Below are 18,156 nucleotides of genomic sequence, written 5' to 3' on the forward strand. Positions count from 1 at the left end.
GGCCCGGCGCCGAGCCGGGCTCAGGCGTCGTGCCGCGGCTGGGACTTGGGCACCCGCATGGTGATCAGGGTCCCCTCGTCCGGGGCCGTCTCGATGATCAGGCCGTTGTCCTCGCCGTAGACCTGCCGCAGCCGGGCATCGACGTTCCGCAGCCCCACATGGTCGCCTTCGCCGTGCCCGGCCAGGACGGCCCGCAGTTTCTCCGGATCCATGCCGACGCCGTCGTCCTCGATGGTGACCTCGGCGAAGGCGCCCGAATCGTTGGCCGTGATGGTGATGTGGCCTGGGCCCTCCTTGGCCTCCAAGCCGTGCCGGACCGCGTTCTCCACCAGCGGCTGGAGGCTCAGGAACGGGATGACGGTGCTGAGCACCTCCGGCGCGATCCGCAGACTCACCTGGACCCGCTCGCCGAAGCGCGCCCGTTCCAGCAGCAGGTACCGGTCGATGCAGCGCAGTTCCTCGGCGAGGGTGGTGAAGTCGCCGTGCCGGCGGAAGGAATAGCGGGTGAAGTCGGCGAACTCCACCACCAGTTCGCGGGCGCGGACCGGGTCGGTGTTGATGAAGGAGGCGATCGCGTTGAGTGAGTTGTATATGAAGTGCGGGCTGATCTGTGCCCGGAGCGCCCGGACCTCGGCCTCCATCAGCAGGGTCCGGGAGGCATCCAGCTCGGCCAGCTCCACCTGCGTCGCCACCCAGTCGGCCACCTCGCTGGTGGCCCGGACCAGGCCCGACCCGGCCGCCGGGGCGAAGGCGGCCACCACCCCCACCACCCGGGTGCCGGCCTTGATCGGGGCGATCACGACGGCGCGCTCCACGCCTTCCGCCAGCGGCGCGGCGGCCCGGCCGGCGGCGAGCAGCTGCAGTTCGCCGGCCGGAATCACCGCGGTGTGGCCGCCCTCGAGCACCTTGGCGGCGAGCCCCATCAGGGCGGGCTTGAGCTCCTCGCCGGCACCGTCCCAGGCCAGCACGCCGGTGGTGTCGGTGATCGCCAGCGCGTCGCAGCCCAGCAGGCTGCGCAGCTGCCGGCTCGCCTTGGCGGCGCCCGCCGGGTTCAGGCCGGTGCGCAGGTACTGCCCCGCACGGGAGGCGGCGTGCAGGGTCTTGTACGTTGCGCGTTCCGCGTCGGTGCCCAGCTCGCGGAAGGAGCGCAGGACTTTAAGTCCAACGGCCACGACGACGGCGATCGCCAGCGCGATCACGGCGATCGCCGCCGCGGTGAAAAGGGGAGAGTCCGGCATGCTGCCAGCGTAGCGCGGCGTCCGGGCCGCCGGGCGCTATCGAACGCCGCCCGTCGCCGTCGAACGCCGTTGAGCGCAGCATCGCGACCGTTGAGCGACGGGAAACGCGGCGGTGCTGGAATGTAACGCGCATCACGATGCACAGTGATTGCAGTCACACAGCGCCGGAGGACTCTTTTCCGGAGCCCGGGGTACCCGGCGGTGGCTCGCCAGTCTCAATGAGGAGGAACGATGGGTCACGACGCCCAACACACGGACGCAGCGGCGTCCGTGGACTTCAAGGAAGTCCAGTCGACGGAGCGGTTCCAGGAACTGCGCAAACGTCACCGCAGCTTTGTCTTCCCGATGGCCATCGCATTCCTGCTGTGGTACTTCGCCTACGTCCTGCTGGCCGACTACGCGGTGGGCTTTATGTCCACCAAGGTCTGGGGCAACATCAACATCGGCCTGATCCTGGGCCTGCTGCAGTTCGTGTCCACGTTCGCCATCACCGGCTGGTACGTCAGCTACTCGAACCGGAAACTGGACCCGATCGCCTCCGAGATCCGCCATGAGATCGAAGGCCACGAGTTCGACAAGCACGGCAACCCAGTGAGCGGAACGGCAAAATGACACTAATGGTCCCCGCGGTCAACGTCGCCGCCCTCAAAGACACCACCCTGCTGAACATGGGCATCTTCGCCCTGTTCGTCGCGGTCACCATGGTGATCGTGTTCCGCGCCAGCCGCAACAACAAGACGGCCGCCGACTACTACGCCGCCGGCCGCTCGTTCACCGGCTCGCAGAACGGCACCGCGATCGCCGGCGATTACCTCTCCGCCGCATCCTTCCTCGGCATCACCGGAGCCATCGCCATCAACGGCTACGACGGCTTTATGTACTCCATCGGCTTCCTCGTCGCCTGGCTCGTCGCGCTGCTGCTGGTGGCAGAACTGCTGCGCAACACGGGCAAGTTCACCATGGCCGACGTACTCTCCTTCCGGCTCAAGCAGCGGCCGGTGCGCATTGCCGCCGCCATCTCCACCCTCGCGGTCTGCTTCTTCTACCTCCTGGCGCAGATGGCCGGCGCCGGCAGCCTGATCTCGCTGCTGCTGGGCATCAGCGACTGGGGCGGCCAGGCCCTGGTGATCATCGTCGTCGGCGCCCTGATGATCATGTACGTCCTGATCGGCGGCATGAAGGGCACCACCTGGGTGCAGATCATCAAGGCCATGCTGCTGATCGCGGGTGCGGCCGTGATGACCTTCTGGGTCCTCGCGATTTACGGCTTCAACCTCTCCGACCTGCTCGGCGGCGCGGCGGAAACGGCCAAGAACCCGGCCGTCCTCAACCCGGGCCTGCAGTACGGCAAGTCCGACACGACCAAGCTGGACTTTATGTCCCTGGGCCTGGCGCTGGTGCTCGGCACCGCCGCCCTGCCGCACGTGCTGATGCGCTTCTACACGGTTCCGACCGCCAAGGAAGCCCGCAAGTCCGTGGTGTGGTCCATCTGGCTGATCGGCCTGTTCTACCTGTTCACGCTGGTCCTGGGCTACGGCGCAGCGGCGCTGGTCGGTGCCGACACCATCAAGGGCGCCCCGGGCGGGGTCAACTCGGCAGCCCCGCTGCTGGCCTTCCACCTTGGCGGCCCGCTGCTGCTCGGCTTCATCTCGGCGGTGGCCTTCGCGACTATCCTCGCCGTGGTCGCCGGCCTCACCATCACGGCGGCGGCGTCCTTTGCGCACGACATCTACGCCAACGTCCTCGCCAAGGGCAAGGCGGACCCGGACACCGAGGTCAAGGTGGCCCGCCGCACCGTCGTCGTGATCGGCATCCTGGCCATCGTCGGCGGCATCTTCGCCAACGGCCAGAACGTCGCCTTCCTGGTGGCGCTGGCCTTCGCCGTGGCGGCATCGGCCAACCTGCCGACGATCATCTACTCGCTGTTCTGGCGGAAGTTCACCACCCAGGGCGCCATCTGGAGCATGTACGGCGGCCTCGGCTCCGCCATCCTCCTGATCGCGCTCTCCCCGGTGGTCTCCGGCGCCAAGACCTCGATGATCCAGGGGGCCAACTTCGCGGTCTTCCCGCTGAGCAACCCCGGCATCGTCTCCATCCCGCTCGCGTTCTTCCTGGGCTGGCTGGGCACGGTCCTGGATAAGAAGCTGGAGGACACCACGAAGCAGGCCGAGATGGAAGTCCGCTCCCTGACCGGGGTGGGCGCCGAGAAGGCCACGAACCACTAGCGCCCCCGCCGGTCCGGAGTCCCCCGGGGCTCCGGACGGCACCAAAAGAGGAAGCCCCCGTGCACAAGTGCACGGGGGCTTCCTCTTCGCGTTGTGGACACTGCCGTTGTCAGTGGCCGTGGTGGGACCCGACGCCGGGAAGCCCGTGTTCGCCATGCGGCACCGCGTACTGGCCGGCCGTCGATGCCGCCAGCCCGGGCGTCGCAATCCCGGCGACCAGCACCGCGGAGGCGAACGCGGCCAGGAGCAGCCGGCCTGCCCGGGGCTGCGCAACAACCCCGGTGCCGGCGGGATCCCCGCCGGACCGGCGCTTCAACCAGCCTGACGCGGCCACGATCATGAGGCTCAGCAGCAGCGCCGCGAGGTGGCTAAGCGCGAGCCCCGAGGGGCCTGCCGCCATGGCCGCCAGCGCGGACGCGGCGTGGACCAGGGACGCGACCAGCAGCAGCGCCGTGGCCGTCCGGGCCCGCAGCAGGCTGCCCCGCTGCAAGGACAGGACGGACCAGACCAGCAACGCCGTTCCCCAGAGGGCCGCCCCCACCCCGCCGGCCACGGCAAAGCCGCCGGCGGCGGGGGAGAGCAGCAGGCTGGAGGCGGTCGCGAGGTTGACCGAACCCGCGCCGAAGCCCGCGAAGCCCGCGAACAAGAGGGCGGCGGCCGCCGTCGTGCCCTGGCTGCGTCCGGTCATTCCGGCGGCCTCCGGCAGCGCCGTCATCCTGCTGGTGAACTGTTTCATGGCTGCTGTGCGCGGGCGCTTAGACGTGGGCGCGCTGGTGGGTACCGGCGGCGGACTTGTCCATCGACAGCCCGACGCCGAGCAGCAGTACCGCGCTGGCCAGGTGCAGAACGTTGTCCGGGCCGTTCAGGGCGATGATGTTCAGCGGCGAGCTGAGCAGGAACAGCCCCACGATGCCCACCAGCAGGTAGACGGCGCCGACCGTGGTGTTGACGCCCTTGGCGAGCTGGACGTTCTTCAGCCCCGCGTAGAGGAGGGCGGCGCCGATGGCGAGGTGGATCACGTTGTGCAGCGGGTTGACCTCGAAAATGATGAGGTCGACGCCTTCGGTGGCGAAGAAGCCTACCCCGGAGGTGACGGCAAAGCCCAGCAGGCCGACCAGCAGGTAGACGGCGCCAAAAACGGTGGCGATCAAGCGGTTCGGTGAGGTGCGCATGGTCCGGATCCTTATCTATCGGGCCGGCGGGTGGCCGGCCGGGTGCGGGTCCCGGTCGGGACTCTCTGCAGGACGATTCGGACCATGCGGTGTTTTGGATGGGTACGGCGGGAGCCGGCACGGGAACGTCTTCCCAGCTCAGGGTCGGCGTCTGAGGCCGGGGACCCTGTCAGTCAGGCCTCCGCCGGGCCGCGTTCGAGCAGCGGCTGGATCCGGAACGGAATCAGCTCGCTCATAGCCAGCGCGGTGTCGGTCCGGTCCACGCCGTCGCAGGAGAGGATCTTGCCATTGATCCGGAACAGGTCCTCGGCGTCGAGCGCCACCACCTTCAGCAGCAGGTCAGCGGAACCGGTGAGGCCGTAGCCCTCCAGGATCTCCGGAATGCCGGCCAGCTCAACGGCCAGCTGTCCGAGCTTCTGCTGCTGGACATGGACGGAGATGAACGCCATCAGCGGGTAGCCCAGCGACGCCGGGTTGATCCGCCGCTCGAAGGAGAGAAAGACGTGCTTTTTCTCCAGCTGGGCCATCCGGGCCTGCACCGTGTTCCGCGACAGGCCCAGCTTCTGCGCCAGGGCCACCACGGTCCGCCGGGGATCCCGGGCCATGGCCGAAAGCAGGCGGGTGTCGGTGCCATCCAAGGGTTGCATAATGCGCAAGATTAGCACGGTCCAAACATCGCGGGCAGGGCAGAATGCTCAATTTTTTCGGGGGTGGTTGTACCCAATGGAAGTTGTGAGTAGGGTCACAATTATCCGGGGCAACGGCGCCCGGGTGGCCGTCGCGCGCAGGGATCACGAGTCCCGCGGGCAGGGTCAGACGACGTCAGAAGGTTGCGGACAAACTGTGTTTACCGACGACGCGGGCAAGGGCGGCATTGCCGCCGGCGGCCCCGGGAACAGTGCAGAATCAAACAGGCGCACGGGCGGCGATCTCGTCCAGCTCATCACCCCGGGAGGTGAACGCGTCAGCAATCCGGAGTTCGACTCCTGGGTCCAGGACATAAGCGACGAACAACTCGCCTCGCTCTACGAGGACATGGTGGCGATCCGCCGCATCGACGCCGAGGCCACCGCCCTGCAGCGCCAGGGCGAACTCGCCCTCTGGCCTCCGCTGCTGGGCCAGGAAGCCTCCCAGATCGGCTCGGCCCGGGCACTCCGCGACGACGACTTCGTCTTCCCCAGCTACCGTGACAACGGCGTCGCCTACGTCCGCGGAGTGCAGCCGGCGGACATCGTCAAGGCCTGGCGCGGCAACGCCCTGGCCGGCTGGGATCCCTACACCGTGAACGTGGCAACGCAGCAGATCATCATCGGCGCCCAGTCGCTGCACGCCACCGGATACGCCATGGGCATCCAGAACGACGGCGCCGACTCCGTGGCCGTGGCCTACTTTGGCGACGGCGCCACCAGCGAAGGCGACGTCAACGAGGCCATGGTCTTCGCGGCAAGCTTCCAGGCCCCCGTGGTCTTCATCTGCCAGAACAACCACTGGGCCATCTCCGAGCCGGTGATGCTGCAGTCCCACATCCAGATCGCGGACCGGGCCTCCGGCTTCGGCATCCCGAGCATGCGCGTGGACGGCAACGACGTGCTGGCCGTGATGGCCGCCACCCGGATCGCCGTCGACCGCGCCCGCCGCGGCGGCGGGCCCACCTTCATCGAGGCCGTCACCTACCGGATGGGCCCGCACACGACGGCGGACGACCCCACCCGTTACCGGGACGCCAACGAGCTTGAGGACTGGGCCGCGAAGGACCCGATCGAACGGCTCAAGACGCTGCTCGAGCGCAAGGGGCTGCTCACCGAGGAGCTCGAGGCCGCCGTCGCCGCCAAGGCGGACGCCGTGGCCAAGGAACTGCGCGCCGGCACCATCAACATGGCCGAGCCGCAGCCGCTGGATATCTTCAAGCACGTCTACAGCACGCCCAACTCCACGCTGGACCGCCAGCAGGACCACTACACCCGTTACCTGGCTTCCTTCGGCGATCCCGCAGAAGCCGCTTCCGAAGAAGGTGCACGCTGATGACGCAGATGACCTTTGCCCGAGCCATTAATTCGGGCCTGCGCAAGTCCCTCGAAAACGATCCCAAGGTGATCCTCATGGGCGAGGACATCGGCACCCTCGGCGGCGTTTTCCGCGTCACCGACGGCCTGCAAAAGGATTTCGGCAAGCACCGCGTGGTGGACACCCCGCTGGCCGAATCCGGCATCCTCGGCACCGCCGTCGGCCTCGCCTACCGCGGCTACCGGCCGGTCGTGGAGATCCAGTTCGACGGGTTCATCTACCCGGCGTTCGACCAGATCGTCAGCCAGGTCGCCAAGATGCACTACCGCACCCAGGGCGCCGTGAAGATGCCCATCACCATCCGCGTCCCGTTCGGCGGCGGCATCGGCTCACCCGAACACCACTCCGAATCGCCCGAGGCCTATTTCACCCACACCTCCGGCCTGCGCGTGATCAGCGTGTCCAACCCGCAGGACGCCCACACCATGATCCAGCAGGCCATCGCCTCCGACGACCCGGTGCTCTACTTCGAACCCAAGCGCCGCTACCACGACAAGGGCGAGGTGGATGAGACGCTCGACCTCTCCGCCGCCCTGTCCATGGAGAAGGCCCGTGTTGTCACCGAGGGCACCGACGTCACGCTCGTCGCCTACGGCCCGCTCGTCAAGACCGCCCGCGACGCCGCCCTGGCCGCGGCCGACGAGGGCGTCTCGATCGAGGTGATCGACTTGCGCTCGCTCGCTCCGCTCGACTTCGCGACGCTGGAGGCCTCGGTCCGGAAGACCGGACGCCTCGTCATTACGCACGAGGCCAGCCAGACCGGCGGCCTCGGCGCGGAAGTGGCCGCCAGCATCACCGAACGCTGCTTCTACCACCTCGAGGCCGCCCCCGTCCGGGTGACCGGCTTCGATGTGCCGTACCCCTACTCAAAGCTTGAATTGCACCACCTGCCGGGCCTGGACAGGATCCTCGACGGCGTCGACCGGGCCCTGGGCCGCCCCAACTCCCTTAGCGGGCTGGAAGGATGACCGCCACCATGATCAAGGAATTCCGGCTCCCGGACCTCGGCGAAGGCCTGACGGAATCAGAAATCGTCGCGTGGAAGGTCGGGGTGGGGGACACCGTCACGCTTAACCAGATCATCGCCGAGGTGGAAACGGCCAAGGCCGTCGTCGAACTGCCCTCGCCGTTCGCCGGCGTCGTGACGGCGCTGCATGAACAGCCCGGCACCGTGGTGGAGGTCGGCAAGCCGATCGTCTCGTTCGAGGTGGAAGGCGACGACGGCGGTTCCGGCGCCGCGGATGCCCCCGCCAAGCGGGAGCCGAACCTGGTGGGCTACGGCGCCGTGCTGGAAGGCTCCGGCCGGCCGGCCCGCCGCGCCCGCAGCTTCGCCTCCGCGGCTCCGGCCGTCACGGCTGCCCCCGTGGCCGCCCAGGTCGCGGAGCCTGCGCCGGTGGTTGAACCGGCTCACGTGGTTGAACCGTCTCCCGTGGCCGTCGAGGCTTCTGCGGCGCCCGCCGCTGCCGGCAGTGCCGAGCGTCCGCGCTCCACGCCGCCGGTGCGCAAGCTCGCCAAGGACCTCGGCGTCGACCTCGCTGCCGTCACCGGCACGGGGGAGCACGGGCTCATCACCCGCGACGACGTGCGGAACTTCGTCGGCGGCGGAGACCTGCCGGTTGCACCCCAGGAACTGGCCGGCCAGGCAGCCGCCCCGGCCCAGGGCGAGCGGGAAACCCGGACCCCGATCAAGGGCGTGCGGAAGTTCACCGCTGCGGCCATGGTGTCCAGCGCCTTCACCGCCCCGCATGTCACGGAGTTCCTGACCCTGGACGTCACGCCCACCATGGAACTGCTGGGCCGGCTCAAGGCCAGCCGGGCCTTCGCGGGTTACAAGCTGACACCGCTGACCCTGGTGTCCAAGGCCGTGCTGATCGCGCTGCGCAACCACCCGACGCTCAACGCCCGGTGGGACGAAGCCAACCAGGAGATCGTCCAGTTCAACTACGTCAACCTCGGCATCGCGGCCGCAACACCGCGGGGGCTGACCGTGCCGAACATCAAGGACGCGGACCGGATGTCGCTGCTGGAGCTTTCCACGGCCCTGACCGAGCTCACCGACACCGCCCGGGCGGGCAAGACTGCCCCGGCGGACCTCTCCGGCGGGACGATCTCCATCACGAACATCGGCGTCTTTGGCATCGACGCCGGCACGCCCATCCTCAACCCGGGCGAGGCCGCCATCCTCGCCCTCGGTGCGGTGCGAAAGATGCCGTGGGAGTACCAGGATGAGGTGGCACTGCGCCAGGTCATGACGCTGAGCCTGTCCTTCGACCACCGGCTGGTCGACGGGGAACAGGGCTCCCGGTTCCTGCAGGACCTGGGCAGCATCCTCGCCGACCCCGGCATGGCGTTGGCGATGGTCTAGGTTCCCTAAGCCGACAGGCCGGGCATCCACCTCGTGGGTGCCCGGCCTTCTGCCGTCCGGGGCACTTTGCGGGCAACTTTCGACAGCCGGGTGCCGGTTGTCGGCGTGTCCGCGCCAATGTGCCCCCGGAGCGCGGCCGGTCTGAGCGACGGCGCGCGGGACCTAGGCGACGGTGTGCGGGGTTGCCGGCGCCATCAGGGCGGCAAGCGCCATGCTTTCCAGCAGCGGCCGGGCACGCTTGAGCGCCATCCGGCGGCCGTGGTTCCGCACCGAGTGCGGCGTGGAGTTGATCAGGCCGAAGGTGGCGTGAGCCCGCATCCGCAGCTCGGCCGGATCGGTGTCAGGATGCAGGCTGGCCAGGACGTCCACCCAGAGTTCAACGTAGTTGCGCTGCAGGGTGCGGACCTCGGCCTCGTCGTCGTCGTCGAGGTTGCTGAAGTCCTGGTCCTGGACCCGGATGACGTCCGGGTTGCTGAGGGCGAAGTCGACGTGGAACTCGACCAGGCCGGCGAGGGCCGCGGCGGCCCCGGCGGAGCCCTCCACCACGCTCCGGCCGCCGTCGAGCAGGTCCTGGCTGACGCTGAGCAGCAGCGCGCCGAGGACGGCCTGCTTGCCGGCGAAGTGGCGGTAGACGGCCGGGCCGCTGACTCCCGCCGCGGCGCCGAGGTCCTCCAGCGATACCCGGTTAAAACCGTCGGCAGCGAAGAGGGCGGCGGCAGCCGTGAGCAGCGCCTTGCGGCGGTTCTCCTTGGCCTGGCTTCGCTGGGTGGTCTGGCTTGACTCGGTCACCGGCGCGTCCCTCTTCTCGAATGTCCTGATCTAACTGTGCTGTGTTGGACATCACAGTTAATAGAGACTAACCTAAATCTCAGTTATGCGTTACTAACCGAAATGGCCGGTGCGCCCCGCGGGGCGAACGCCGCACGGCCGAGGACGGAAGCAGTCAATGGAGACAATCGCCAGCCAGGTGGACGCCGGCAGCACCGGCTATGCCGCGAACCGCGAGGCGCAGCTTGGCCTGGCCCGGGAGCTGAAGGACCGCCTGGCCACTGCCGCGCTGGGCGGGCCGGAAAAGTCCCGGGAACGGCACGTGTCCCGCGGCAAACTCCTGCCGCGCGAACGGATCGACCGGCTGCTCGACGACGGCAGCCCCTTCCTGGAGATCGCCCCGCTGGCCGCCGACGGTATGTACGACGGCGACTCACCCGGGGCGGGCGTGATTGCCGGGATCGGCCTGGTCCACGGCCGCCAGGTCCTGGTCATCTCCAACGACGCCACGGTCAAGGGCGGCACCTATTACCCGATGACGGTCAAGAAGCACCTCCGCGCGCAGGAAATCGCGCTGGAGAACCGGCTGCCCTGCATCTACCTCGTGGACTCCGGTGGCGCCTTCCTGCCCAAGCAGGACGAGGTCTTCCCGGACAAGGAGCACTTCGGCCGGATCTTCTTCAACCAGGCCCGGATGTCCGCGGCCAAGATCCCGCAGATCGCCTCGGTGATGGGGTCCTGCACCGCCGGAGGCGCCTACGTGCCCGCGATGAGCGACGAGACCGTGATCGTCCGCAACCAGGGCACCATCTTCCTCGGCGGCCCGCCACTGGTGAAGGCCGCCATCGGCGAGATCGTCACGGCCGAGGAGCTCGGCGGCGGCGACGTGCACTCGAAGATCTCCGGCGTCACCGACCACCTGGCCGAAAACGACGAGCATGCCCTGCAGATTGTCCGCGACATCGTCTCCACCCTGCCGAAGCCGGCCGCCCCCGCGTGGGAGATCGACACCGCCGTCGAACCCCTCGCCGATCCGGACGAGCTCTACGGCGCCGTCCCCACGGACGTCAACGCCCAGTACGACGTCCGCGAAGTCATCGCCCGGCTGGTGGACGGCAGCCGCTTCCACGAGTTCAAGAGGAACTACGGCACCACGCTGGTCACCGGCTTCGCCAAGCTGCACGGCCACCCGGTGGGCATTGTGGCGAACAACGGCGTGCTGTTCAGCGAATCCTCGCTCAAGGGCGCGCACTTCATCGAACTCTGCGACCAGCGCGGCATCCCGCTGATCTTCCTGCAGAACCTCTCCGGCTTTATGGTCGGCAAAGACTACGAGCAGGGCGGCATCGCCAAAAACGGCGCCAAGATGGTCACCGCCGTCGCGACCGCACGGGTCCCCAAGCTGACGGTGGTGATCGGCGGGTCCTTCGGCGCCGGCAACTATTCGATGTGCGGCCGGGCGTACTCGCCGCGCTTCCTCTGGATGTGGCCGGCGTCCCGGATCTCGGTTATGGGTGGCAACCAGGCCTCCAGCGTGCTCGCCACCGTCAAGCGGGACCAGTATGAGGCCCGCGGCGAGGAATGGTCCGCCGCGGACGAGGAGGCTTTCAAGGCCCCGATCAAGGCCCAGTACGAGGACCAGGGCAGCCCCTACTACTCGACGGCCCGGCTGTGGGACGACGGCATCATCGACCCCGCGGACACCCGCACCGTCCTGGGACTGGCGCTCGACGTCGTCTCCCGCACCCCGCTGCCGGAGACCTCCTTCGGCCTTTTCCGGATGTGAGCCACCTGTGACTGCTATTTCCACACCCGCTGCCTCCACCCCCGCGACGCCGCTGTTCGGCACCGTCCTGGTCGCCAACCGCGGCGAGATCGCCTGCCGTGTGATCCGCACCCTGCGCGCCCTGGGCATCCGCTCCGTGGCCGTGTATTCCGACGCCGACGCCGGCGCCCGCCACGTGCGGGAGGCCGACGTTGCCGTCCGGATCGGCCCGGCGGCAGCCAGCGAGAGCTACCTCAAGATCGAGGCCATCATCCAGGCCTGCCGCGACACCGGCGCCGAAGCGGTGCACCCGGGCTACGGGTTCCTCAGCGAGAACGTGGACTTCGCCCGTGCCCTGGAAAAGGCCGGGATCACGTTCATCGGCCCCGGCGTCGAATCCCTCAACGTTATGGGCGACAAGATCCGCTCCAAGAACCACGTCACCGGCTACGGAGTCCCCGTGGTCCCCGGCATCGCCGAACCGGGGATGACGGACGCGCAGCTGATGGACGCCGCGGCCGGCGTCGGCTTCCCGCTGCTGATCAAGCCCTCCGCCGGCGGCGGCGGCAAGGGCATGCACGTCGTGGAACGCGCCGAGGACCTGGAGGCAACCCTCGCCACCGCCCGCCGGGTCGCCGCCAGCGCCTTCGGCGACGACACCTTGTTCCTGGAACGGCTCGTCACCACCCCGCGGCACATCGAAGTCCAGGTCCTCGCGGACAATCACGGCAACGTCATCCATCTGGGGGAGCGCGAGTGCTCGCTGCAGCGCCGCCACCAGAAGGTGATCGAGGAAGCACCGTCCCCGCTGCTGGAATCCCTGCCCGACGGGGCGGACATCCGGGCCCGGCTCGGCGAGGCCGCCTGCAACGCCGCGCGCAGCGTCAACTACTCCGGCGCGGGCACCGTGGAGTTCCTGGTCTCCGACAACGCCCCGGACGAATTCTTCTTTATGGAGATGAACACCCGGCTGCAGGTCGAGCACCCGGTCACCGAAATGGTCACCGGCGTCGACCTGGTCGAATGGCAGGTCCGCATCGCCGCGGGCGAGGAACTCACCGTGGCCCAGGACGACGTCGTGCTGACCGGCCACTCCGTGGAGGCCCGCGTGTACGCCGAGGTGCCGGAGAAGAACTTCCTGCCCTCCACGGGGACGGTGCTGCTGCTGGACGAGATCCCCGGCCCGGCGCAGCGGCCCGGCGCCGCAGCCCGCAACGAAGTCGAAACAGCCACCGGCCGCGTCCGGGTGGACTCGGCGCTGGTCCAGGGCCTGGAGATCTCCTCCAGCTACGACCCGATGATCTCCAAGGTGATCGCCTGGGGCCAGGACCGCACCGCGGCCTTGGACACCCTGGACAGGGCGCTCGCCGAGTATACCGCGCTGGGCATCGACACCAACGTCGAATACCTGCGTCTGCTGATCAACGACGCCGACGTCCGCGCCGGGCGGCTCGATACCGGGCTGATCGAGCGCAAGATGCCGGACTTCAGCTTCCGCCGCGTCGGCGAGGCCGAACTCGTGGCCGCCGCCCTGTTCGCGCTCGCGCAGACGGAGCAGCAGGGCCAGTCCGGCCCCGCAGCCGCACCCTGGCAGCGCCGGGACGGCTGGCGGCTCGGTGTCCGGGTGCCGCAGCGGATCAGCCTGGGCACGCCGGACGGCGGCGTCGCGACGGTGGCCGTTGCCGACGATCCGGCGGCAGGCCTCCTCCGGGTGTCCGTCGACGGCCGTCCGCAGCGGACGGCGCTCTGGAGGCCCACCAGCCGCATCGAGGGGGAACTAGACCTCGACGGCGAGACCACGGCGTACACGTTCGCGCCGGTGAACACCGGACCGGTCATTCCGAGCTGGGACAACCCGGCACCCGGCGCGCCGACGGAACTCTTCTTGGGCAACAAGGGCTGGTCCTGCCGGCTCGAGGTGCTCACCCGCGAAGCCCGGCTCGCCCGGGTGCTGGCCGCCGTCGAACGCGAGGAAGGCGCCGCGGACCCGGCGGTGCGCTCGCCGATGCCGGGCACCGTGGTGTCCGTCTCGGTCAGCAACGGCGACGCCGTCGCAGCCGGCCAGGCCCTGCTCGCCGTGGAGGCGATGAAGATGGAGCACCAGCTGGTGGCGCCCCTCGACGGGACCGTGCACATCAGTGTCAGCTCCGGCGACCTCGTCAAGGCGGACCAGGTCCTCGCCACGATCCACCCGCACGAACCCTCGAAAGCGGAGGACACCGTCGAAGAATCCGTCATCGCCATGGGCGCCGCGGACTAGCACCCCACACGTTCAGCACCACAGCCTTAGCCACAGCTTCAGACATACAGACCAAGGAGTCACCCCCATGCCAGATTTTGAACTCAGCGAGGACTACCAGGACCTCAGCGACACCGTCCGCGAATTCGCCGACCAGGTGGTGGCCCCGGTCTCCGCCAAGCACGATGAGGAGCACAGCTTCCCCTACGAGGTCGTCTCCCAGATGGCGGACATGGGCCTGTTCGGCCTGCCGTTCCCGGAGCAGTTCGGCGGCATGGGCGGGGACTACTTCGCCCTGGCCCTGGCTCTCGAGCAGCTCGGCCGGGTGGACCAGTCCGTCGCCATCACCCTCGAGGCCGGCGTCTCCCTCGGCGCCATGCCGATCCACCGCTTCGGCAACGACGCCCAAAAGCAGGAATGGCTGCCGCTGCTGGCCTCCGGCAAGGCGCTCGCCGGCTTCGGCCTGACCGAGCCCGAGGCCGGCTCCGACGCCGGTGGCACCAAGACCACCGCGCGCCTAGAGGGCGGGGAATGGGTCATCAACGGGAACAAGGAGTTCATCACCAACTCCGGTACGGACATCACCCGGCTCGTGACCGTCACCGCGGTCACCGGCCAGGAGGAACGCGCGGATGGCAGCATCAAAAAGGAAATCTCCACCATCCTGGTGCCCGCCGGCACCCCCGGCTTCACCGCGGAAAAGGCCTACAATAAGGTCGGCTGGAACGCCTCCGACACCCACCCGCTGACCCTGGACAACGTCCGCGTCCCCGAGGCAAACCTGCTCGGCACCCGGGGCCGCGGCTACGCCAACTTCCTCTCCATCCTCGACGAGGGCCGCATCGCGATCGCCGCCCTCGCCGTCGGCGCCGCCCAGGGCTGTGTGGACCAGGCCGTGAAATACGCCAAGGAACGCAGCGCCTTCGGCCAGAACATCGGCAAGTACCAGGCCATCGCGTTCAAGATCGCCCGGATGGAAGCACGCGCCCACACGGCCCGACTGGCCTACTACGATGCGGCCGCCCGGATGCTCGCCGGCGAGCCGTTCAAGACGCAGGCCGCCATCGCTAAGATGGTCGCAGGCGAGGCAGCCATGGACAACGCGCGGGACGCCACCCAGGTGTTCGGCGGCTATGGCTTCATCAATGAATTCACCGTGGCGCGCCACTACCGCGACTCCAAGATCCTTGAAGTCGGCGAGGGCACCACGGAGGTCCAGCTGATGCTGATCGCCCGCGAACTGGGACTGTAGCCGGCCGGAAGGATCCTTTCGATGATCAACAAAGTTGTTGCCAGCGCCGCCGAGGCCGTCGCGGACATCCGCGACGGCGCCTCGCTCGCCGTCGGCGGTTTCGGGCTGTGCGGCATTCCCGTGGCCCTGATAGAGGCGCTGCACGAGAGCGGCGCGACGGATCTGGAAACCGTGAGCAACAACTGCGGCGTGGACGACTGGGGGCTCGGGGTCCTGCTCAAGGACGGCCGGATCCGCCGCACGATCAGCTCCTACGTGGGGGAGAACAAGGAATTCGCGCGGCAATACCTCGCCGGCGAACTCGAAGTCGTCCTCACCCCGCAGGGCACGCTGGCCGAGAAGCTGCGGGCCGGCGGGGCCGGGATCCCGGCCTTCTACACCCCGGCCGGCGTGGGAACCCAGGTGTCCGACGGCGGCCTGCCGCAGAAGTACGACGCCGACGGGAACGTCGCGATTGCCTCCGCGGCCAAGGAAGTCCGCAGCTTCCAGGGCGCCGACTTTGTCCTGGAGGAATCGCTGACCCCCGACTTCGGCCTGGTGCACGCCTGGAAGGGCGACCGCCACGGCAACCTGGTGTTCCATGCCACTGCAATGAACTTCAACCCGCTCTGCGCCATGGCCGGGAAGATCACCATCGCCGAGGTCGAGGAACTCGTGGAGCCCGGCGGACTGGACCCGGAGCACGTCCACGTCCCCGGGATCTTCGTCCAGCGTGTGGTCCTCGCGCCGCACGCCGAGAAGCGCATCGAAAAACGCACCACCTCCAGCACTACCTCCGGCACTACCTCCGGCACTACAGAACAGTCAGGAGCCTGACCGTGGAGACCAACAATGCCCAGGGCGCGCCGCCGCGGCCGGAAGCGGTCCGCCACGAATACCGGCGCTCCGCCGTCGAACACACCGGCGGGGTGCAAGGCAAGGGCTGGACCCGCAACGAACTGGCCGCCCGGGGGGCCCAGGAGCTGCACAACGGCCAGTACGTCAACCTCGGCATCGGCATGCCGACGCTGATCCCCAACTACATTCCGGCCGGGGTCGAGGTGGTGCTGCACTCGGAGAACGGCATCCTGGGCGTCGGACCGTACCCGGGGGAGGACCAGGTGGATCCCGACCTGATCAACGCCGGCAAGGAGACCGTCACCGTCAACAAGGGCGCCGCGTTCTTCGACTCCGCCGCCTCCTTCGGCATGATCCGCGGCGGCCACGTCGACGTCGCGGTCCTCGGCGCCATGGAAGTCGCGCAGAACGGGGACCTCGCCAACTGGATGATCCCCGGCAAGATGGTCAAGGGCATGGGCGGAGCGATGGACCTGGTCTTCGGCGCCAAGAAGGTCATCGTGATGATGGACCACGTGGACCGCAACGGCAACCCGAAAATCGTGGAGCGCTGCAGCCTGCCCCTGACCGGCAAGGGCTGCGTCGACCGGATCATCACCGACCTCGCCGTGATCGACGTCGTGACCGAAGGCGGAAAATCCCGGCTGGTGCTGCGGGAACTGGCTCCCGACGTCACGGCCGAGGACGTGGCAGCGGCCACCGGTGCCGAACTTTTCGAGGAAGACCAGGAACTCACCGTATGACAACGAATACAACGCCCGGGTCCGGAAGCGGCCGCCGGGTGATCGAACAGCGCGGCCTGTACTTCGACGAACTCGAAGAAGGTGTCCTCTACGCGCACCGGCCCGGCCGGACCGTGACCGAGACCGACAACGTGCTGTTCACCACCATGACCATGAACACCCAGGCGCTGCACCTGGACGCCGCCTGGAGCGCCGGGCAGCCGTTCGGCCAGCGGCTGATGAACTCGATGTTCACTCTCGCGACCGTGGTGGGCCAGTCCGTCCCGCAGCTGACCCAGGGGACCATCATCGCCCAGCTCGGCCTGACCGATGTGTCCTTCCCGCACCCGCTGTACCACGGGGACACGCTCTACACGGAGACCGAGGTGACCGGCAAGCGCTTGTCCTCCTCCCGGCCCGGCCAGGGGATCGTGACCATGCAGCACACCGGCCGTAACCAGGACGGCACCGTGGTGGCCCTGGCCACCCGCAGCTGCCTGATGTGGACGCGGGAGGCGCACGCCGCGGCCGCGCCGGAAACGGCGCAAAAGGGGACAATAGGGTCATGAGTTTCCTGATGGGCCCCGCCCTGCTGTTCTGCCCCGCCGACCGCCCCGAGCGCTACCAGAAGGCGGCCGAGCGCTCCGACGCGGTGATCGTTGACCTGGAGGACGCCGTCGCGCCGGCGGACAAGCAGCGTGCCCGCGGCGCCATCCTCGCCCAGCTCGGTTCCGCGGGGGACGTCCCCGAGCTGGACCCCAGCCGCACGATTATCCGGATCAACCCGGCGGGGACCGAGGAGTTCGAGAAGGATCTGCACTGCCTCAAGCACACCCCTTACCGGCACGTGATGCTGGCCAAGGCCGAGAGCGCCGCCCAGCTCAAGGAGCTCGAGGGTTACAGCGTCATCGCCTTGTGCGAGACCGCCGCCGGAATCGTCAATGCCGCCGCGATCGCCGCGGAACCCAACGTTGTGGGCCTGATGTGGGGCGCCGAGGACCTGCTTGCCTCGCTCGGCGGCACTTCCAGCCGGGACGACGACGGCACCTACCGGGCCGTGGCCCTGCACGCCCGCTCCACGGTGCTGCTGGCCGCCCGGGCCTTCGGCAAGGACGCTGTCGACTCGGTCTACGTCAACATCCCGGACCTTGACGGCCTCGCCGCCGAATCCCGGGACGCCGTCGCCTCCGGGTTCGGCTCCAAGGCGTGCATCCACCCGAACCAGGTGGCCGTGGTCCGCGCCGCCTACGCCCCGTCCGAGTCCGACGTCGCCGCGGCCACGGAACTGCTCGACGCCGCGGCTGCCGCGGGCACCGGCGTGTTCCAATACCAGGGCAAGATGATCGACGGGCCCATCCTCAAGCACGCCGAGTCCACGCTCCGCCGCGCCGGACGGTAGCTTTCAGGCGCCGGCCAGGCGATCGAATTCCCGTCGATTGGCCACAGATGGCCGGAATGGCAGCGTCCTTAGCGGCCAACTCCGTCAAATGGATGCCGACGAGTGTCACC

17 protein-coding genes are annotated in these 18,156 nt (G+C 68.7%); 12 read left to right on the forward strand and 5 right to left on the reverse strand.

Translation table 11 applies throughout. From position 1 onward, the window contains the following. Nucleotides 1-20: 20 nt before the first annotated feature. Nucleotides 21-1,238 carry a sensor histidine kinase gene (locus ABLI39_RS15695; RefSeq protein WP_349414392.1) on the reverse strand — a complete coding sequence of 406 codons (1,218 nt, stop codon included), beginning with the start codon at nucleotides 1,236-1,238 and terminating at the stop codon, nucleotides 21-23. Between the two features lie 231 nt (nucleotides 1,239-1,469). On the opposite strand from ABLI39_RS15695, the gene ABLI39_RS15700 reads away from it, so the two are divergent. After that, nucleotides 1,470-1,850, forward strand: coding sequence for a DUF485 domain-containing protein (locus ABLI39_RS15700; protein WP_349414393.1), 381 nt, complete (start codon nucleotides 1,470-1,472; stop codon nucleotides 1,848-1,850). Continuing rightward, on the forward strand, nucleotides 1,847-3,463 hold the full coding sequence (locus ABLI39_RS15705) for a monocarboxylic acid transporter (protein WP_349414395.1): 1,617 nt from the start codon (nucleotides 1,847-1,849) through the stop codon (nucleotides 3,461-3,463). The genes ABLI39_RS15700 and ABLI39_RS15705 overlap by 4 nt, the downstream gene beginning before the upstream one ends. 109 nt (nucleotides 3,464-3,572) lie before the next feature. On the opposite strand, the gene ABLI39_RS15710 is transcribed toward ABLI39_RS15705, so the two are convergent. The 3 genes from ABLI39_RS15710 to ABLI39_RS15720 form a co-directional block, all read right to left on the reverse strand. Beyond that, nucleotides 3,573-4,199: a hypothetical protein gene (locus ABLI39_RS15710; RefSeq protein WP_349414396.1), complete on the reverse strand. Its 627-nt coding sequence runs from the start codon at nucleotides 4,197-4,199 to the stop codon at nucleotides 3,573-3,575. 19 nt (nucleotides 4,200-4,218) lie between these two features. Then, on the reverse strand, nucleotides 4,219-4,635 hold the full coding sequence (locus ABLI39_RS15715) for a DUF4383 domain-containing protein (RefSeq protein ID WP_349414397.1): 417 nt from the start codon (nucleotides 4,633-4,635) through the stop codon (nucleotides 4,219-4,221). Nucleotides 4,636-4,808: 173 nt separating this feature from the next. Then, the gene (locus ABLI39_RS15720; protein WP_349414398.1) at nucleotides 4,809-5,282 is read right to left on the reverse strand and encodes an Lrp/AsnC family transcriptional regulator; all 474 of its coding nucleotides are present in this window, start codon (nucleotides 5,280-5,282) and stop codon (nucleotides 4,809-4,811) included. Between the two features lie 196 nt (nucleotides 5,283-5,478). Between ABLI39_RS15720 and pdhA the strand changes: the two genes are divergently transcribed. From pdhA to ABLI39_RS15735, 3 genes are read left to right on the forward strand one after another with little or no spacing between them, the layout of a single operon-like run. After that, nucleotides 5,479-6,657, forward strand: coding sequence for a pyruvate dehydrogenase (acetyl-transferring) E1 component subunit alpha (gene pdhA / locus ABLI39_RS15725; protein WP_349414399.1), 1,179 nt, complete (start codon nucleotides 5,479-5,481; stop codon nucleotides 6,655-6,657). Next, nucleotides 6,657-7,667: an alpha-ketoacid dehydrogenase subunit beta gene (locus tag ABLI39_RS15730; protein ID WP_349414400.1), complete on the forward strand. Its 1,011-nt coding sequence runs from the start codon at nucleotides 6,657-6,659 to the stop codon at nucleotides 7,665-7,667. Before pdhA ends, ABLI39_RS15730 begins: the two co-directional genes overlap by 1 nt. Next, nucleotides 7,664-9,064 (forward strand): dihydrolipoamide acetyltransferase family protein, encoded by a 1,401-nt coding sequence (locus tag ABLI39_RS15735; RefSeq protein ID WP_349414401.1) that lies wholly within the window; start codon nucleotides 7,664-7,666, stop codon nucleotides 9,062-9,064. Before ABLI39_RS15730 ends, ABLI39_RS15735 begins: the two co-directional genes overlap by 4 nt. A 162-nt stretch (nucleotides 9,065-9,226) precedes the next feature. Here ABLI39_RS15735 and ABLI39_RS15740 read toward each other — a convergent pair whose 3' ends face one another. Next, entirely contained in the window at nucleotides 9,227-9,853 is a 627-nt protein-coding gene (locus ABLI39_RS15740) for an SACE_7040 family transcriptional regulator (RefSeq protein ID WP_349414402.1), read from the reverse strand. Between the two features lie 157 nt (nucleotides 9,854-10,010). Here ABLI39_RS15740 and ABLI39_RS15745 point away from each other — a divergent pair, with 157 nt between their 5' ends. From ABLI39_RS15745 to ABLI39_RS15775, 7 genes are all read left to right on the forward strand, one after another. Next, nucleotides 10,011-11,618 carry a carboxyl transferase domain-containing protein gene (locus tag ABLI39_RS15745; RefSeq protein WP_349414403.1) on the forward strand — a complete coding sequence of 536 codons (1,608 nt, stop codon included), beginning with the start codon at nucleotides 10,011-10,013 and terminating at the stop codon, nucleotides 11,616-11,618. A 7-nt stretch (nucleotides 11,619-11,625) separates the two neighbouring features. Next, on the forward strand, nucleotides 11,626-13,857 hold the full coding sequence (locus ABLI39_RS15750; protein WP_349414404.1) for an acetyl/propionyl/methylcrotonyl-CoA carboxylase subunit alpha: 2,232 nt from the start codon (nucleotides 11,626-11,628) through the stop codon (nucleotides 13,855-13,857). 67 nt (nucleotides 13,858-13,924) lie between these two features. Then, a complete protein-coding gene (locus ABLI39_RS15755) occupies nucleotides 13,925-15,088 on the forward strand; it encodes an acyl-CoA dehydrogenase family protein (protein WP_349414405.1) in 1,164 nt (387 codons plus the stop codon). Between the two features lie 21 nt (nucleotides 15,089-15,109). Beyond that, nucleotides 15,110-15,904: a CoA transferase subunit A gene (locus ABLI39_RS15760; RefSeq protein ID WP_349414406.1), complete on the forward strand. Its 795-nt coding sequence runs from the start codon at nucleotides 15,110-15,112 to the stop codon at nucleotides 15,902-15,904. A gap of 2 nt (nucleotides 15,905-15,906) precedes the next feature. Then, complete coding sequence (locus ABLI39_RS15765; protein ID WP_349414407.1) at nucleotides 15,907-16,668, forward strand: CoA transferase subunit B; 762 nt, start codon at nucleotides 15,907-15,909, stop codon at nucleotides 16,666-16,668. Continuing rightward, nucleotides 16,665-17,216, forward strand: coding sequence for a MaoC family dehydratase (locus tag ABLI39_RS15770; protein WP_349414409.1), 552 nt, complete (start codon nucleotides 16,665-16,667; stop codon nucleotides 17,214-17,216). The genes ABLI39_RS15765 and ABLI39_RS15770 overlap by 4 nt, the downstream gene beginning before the upstream one ends. Further along, nucleotides 17,213-18,046: an HpcH/HpaI aldolase/citrate lyase family protein gene (locus tag ABLI39_RS15775; protein WP_349414410.1), complete on the forward strand. Its 834-nt coding sequence runs from the start codon at nucleotides 17,213-17,215 to the stop codon at nucleotides 18,044-18,046. Before ABLI39_RS15770 ends, ABLI39_RS15775 begins: the two co-directional genes overlap by 4 nt. Nucleotides 18,047-18,156: the final 110 nt, after the last annotated feature.

This window comes from Pseudarthrobacter sp. B907 (genome assembly GCF_040137805.1).
GTDB lineage: Bacteria > Actinomycetota > Actinomycetes > Actinomycetales > Micrococcaceae > Arthrobacter.

Excerpts from the sequence above, each read along its gene's own strand:
- ABLI39_RS15695 (WP_349414392.1), bottom strand. The coding sequence starts at position 1,238 with ATGCCGGACTCTCCCCTTTTCACCGCGGCGGCGATCGCCGTGATCGCG.
- ABLI39_RS15700 (WP_349414393.1), top strand. The coding sequence starts at position 1,470 with ATGGGTCACGACGCCCAACACACGGACGCAGCGGCGTCCGTGGACTTC.
- ABLI39_RS15705 (WP_349414395.1), top strand. The coding sequence starts at position 1,847 with ATGACACTAATGGTCCCCGCGGTCAACGTCGCCGCCCTCAAAGACACC.
- ABLI39_RS15710 (WP_349414396.1), bottom strand. The coding sequence starts at position 4,199 with ATGAAACAGTTCACCAGCAGGATGACGGCGCTGCCGGAGGCCGCCGGA.
- ABLI39_RS15715 (WP_349414397.1), bottom strand. The coding sequence starts at position 4,635 with ATGCGCACCTCACCGAACCGCTTGATCGCCACCGTTTTTGGCGCCGTC.
- ABLI39_RS15720 (WP_349414398.1), bottom strand. The coding sequence starts at position 5,282 with ATGCAACCCTTGGATGGCACCGACACCCGCCTGCTTTCGGCCATGGCC.
- ABLI39_RS15730 (WP_349414400.1), top strand. The coding sequence starts at position 6,657 with ATGACGCAGATGACCTTTGCCCGAGCCATTAATTCGGGCCTGCGCAAG.
- ABLI39_RS15735 (WP_349414401.1), top strand. The coding sequence starts at position 7,664 with ATGACCGCCACCATGATCAAGGAATTCCGGCTCCCGGACCTCGGCGAA.
- ABLI39_RS15745 (WP_349414403.1), top strand. The coding sequence starts at position 10,011 with ATGGAGACAATCGCCAGCCAGGTGGACGCCGGCAGCACCGGCTATGCC.
- ABLI39_RS15755 (WP_349414405.1), top strand. The coding sequence starts at position 13,925 with ATGCCAGATTTTGAACTCAGCGAGGACTACCAGGACCTCAGCGACACC.
- ABLI39_RS15760 (WP_349414406.1), top strand. The coding sequence starts at position 15,110 with ATGATCAACAAAGTTGTTGCCAGCGCCGCCGAGGCCGTCGCGGACATC.
- ABLI39_RS15770 (WP_349414409.1), top strand. The coding sequence starts at position 16,665 with ATGACAACGAATACAACGCCCGGGTCCGGAAGCGGCCGCCGGGTGATC.
- ABLI39_RS15775 (WP_349414410.1), top strand. The coding sequence starts at position 17,213 with ATGAGTTTCCTGATGGGCCCCGCCCTGCTGTTCTGCCCCGCCGACCGC.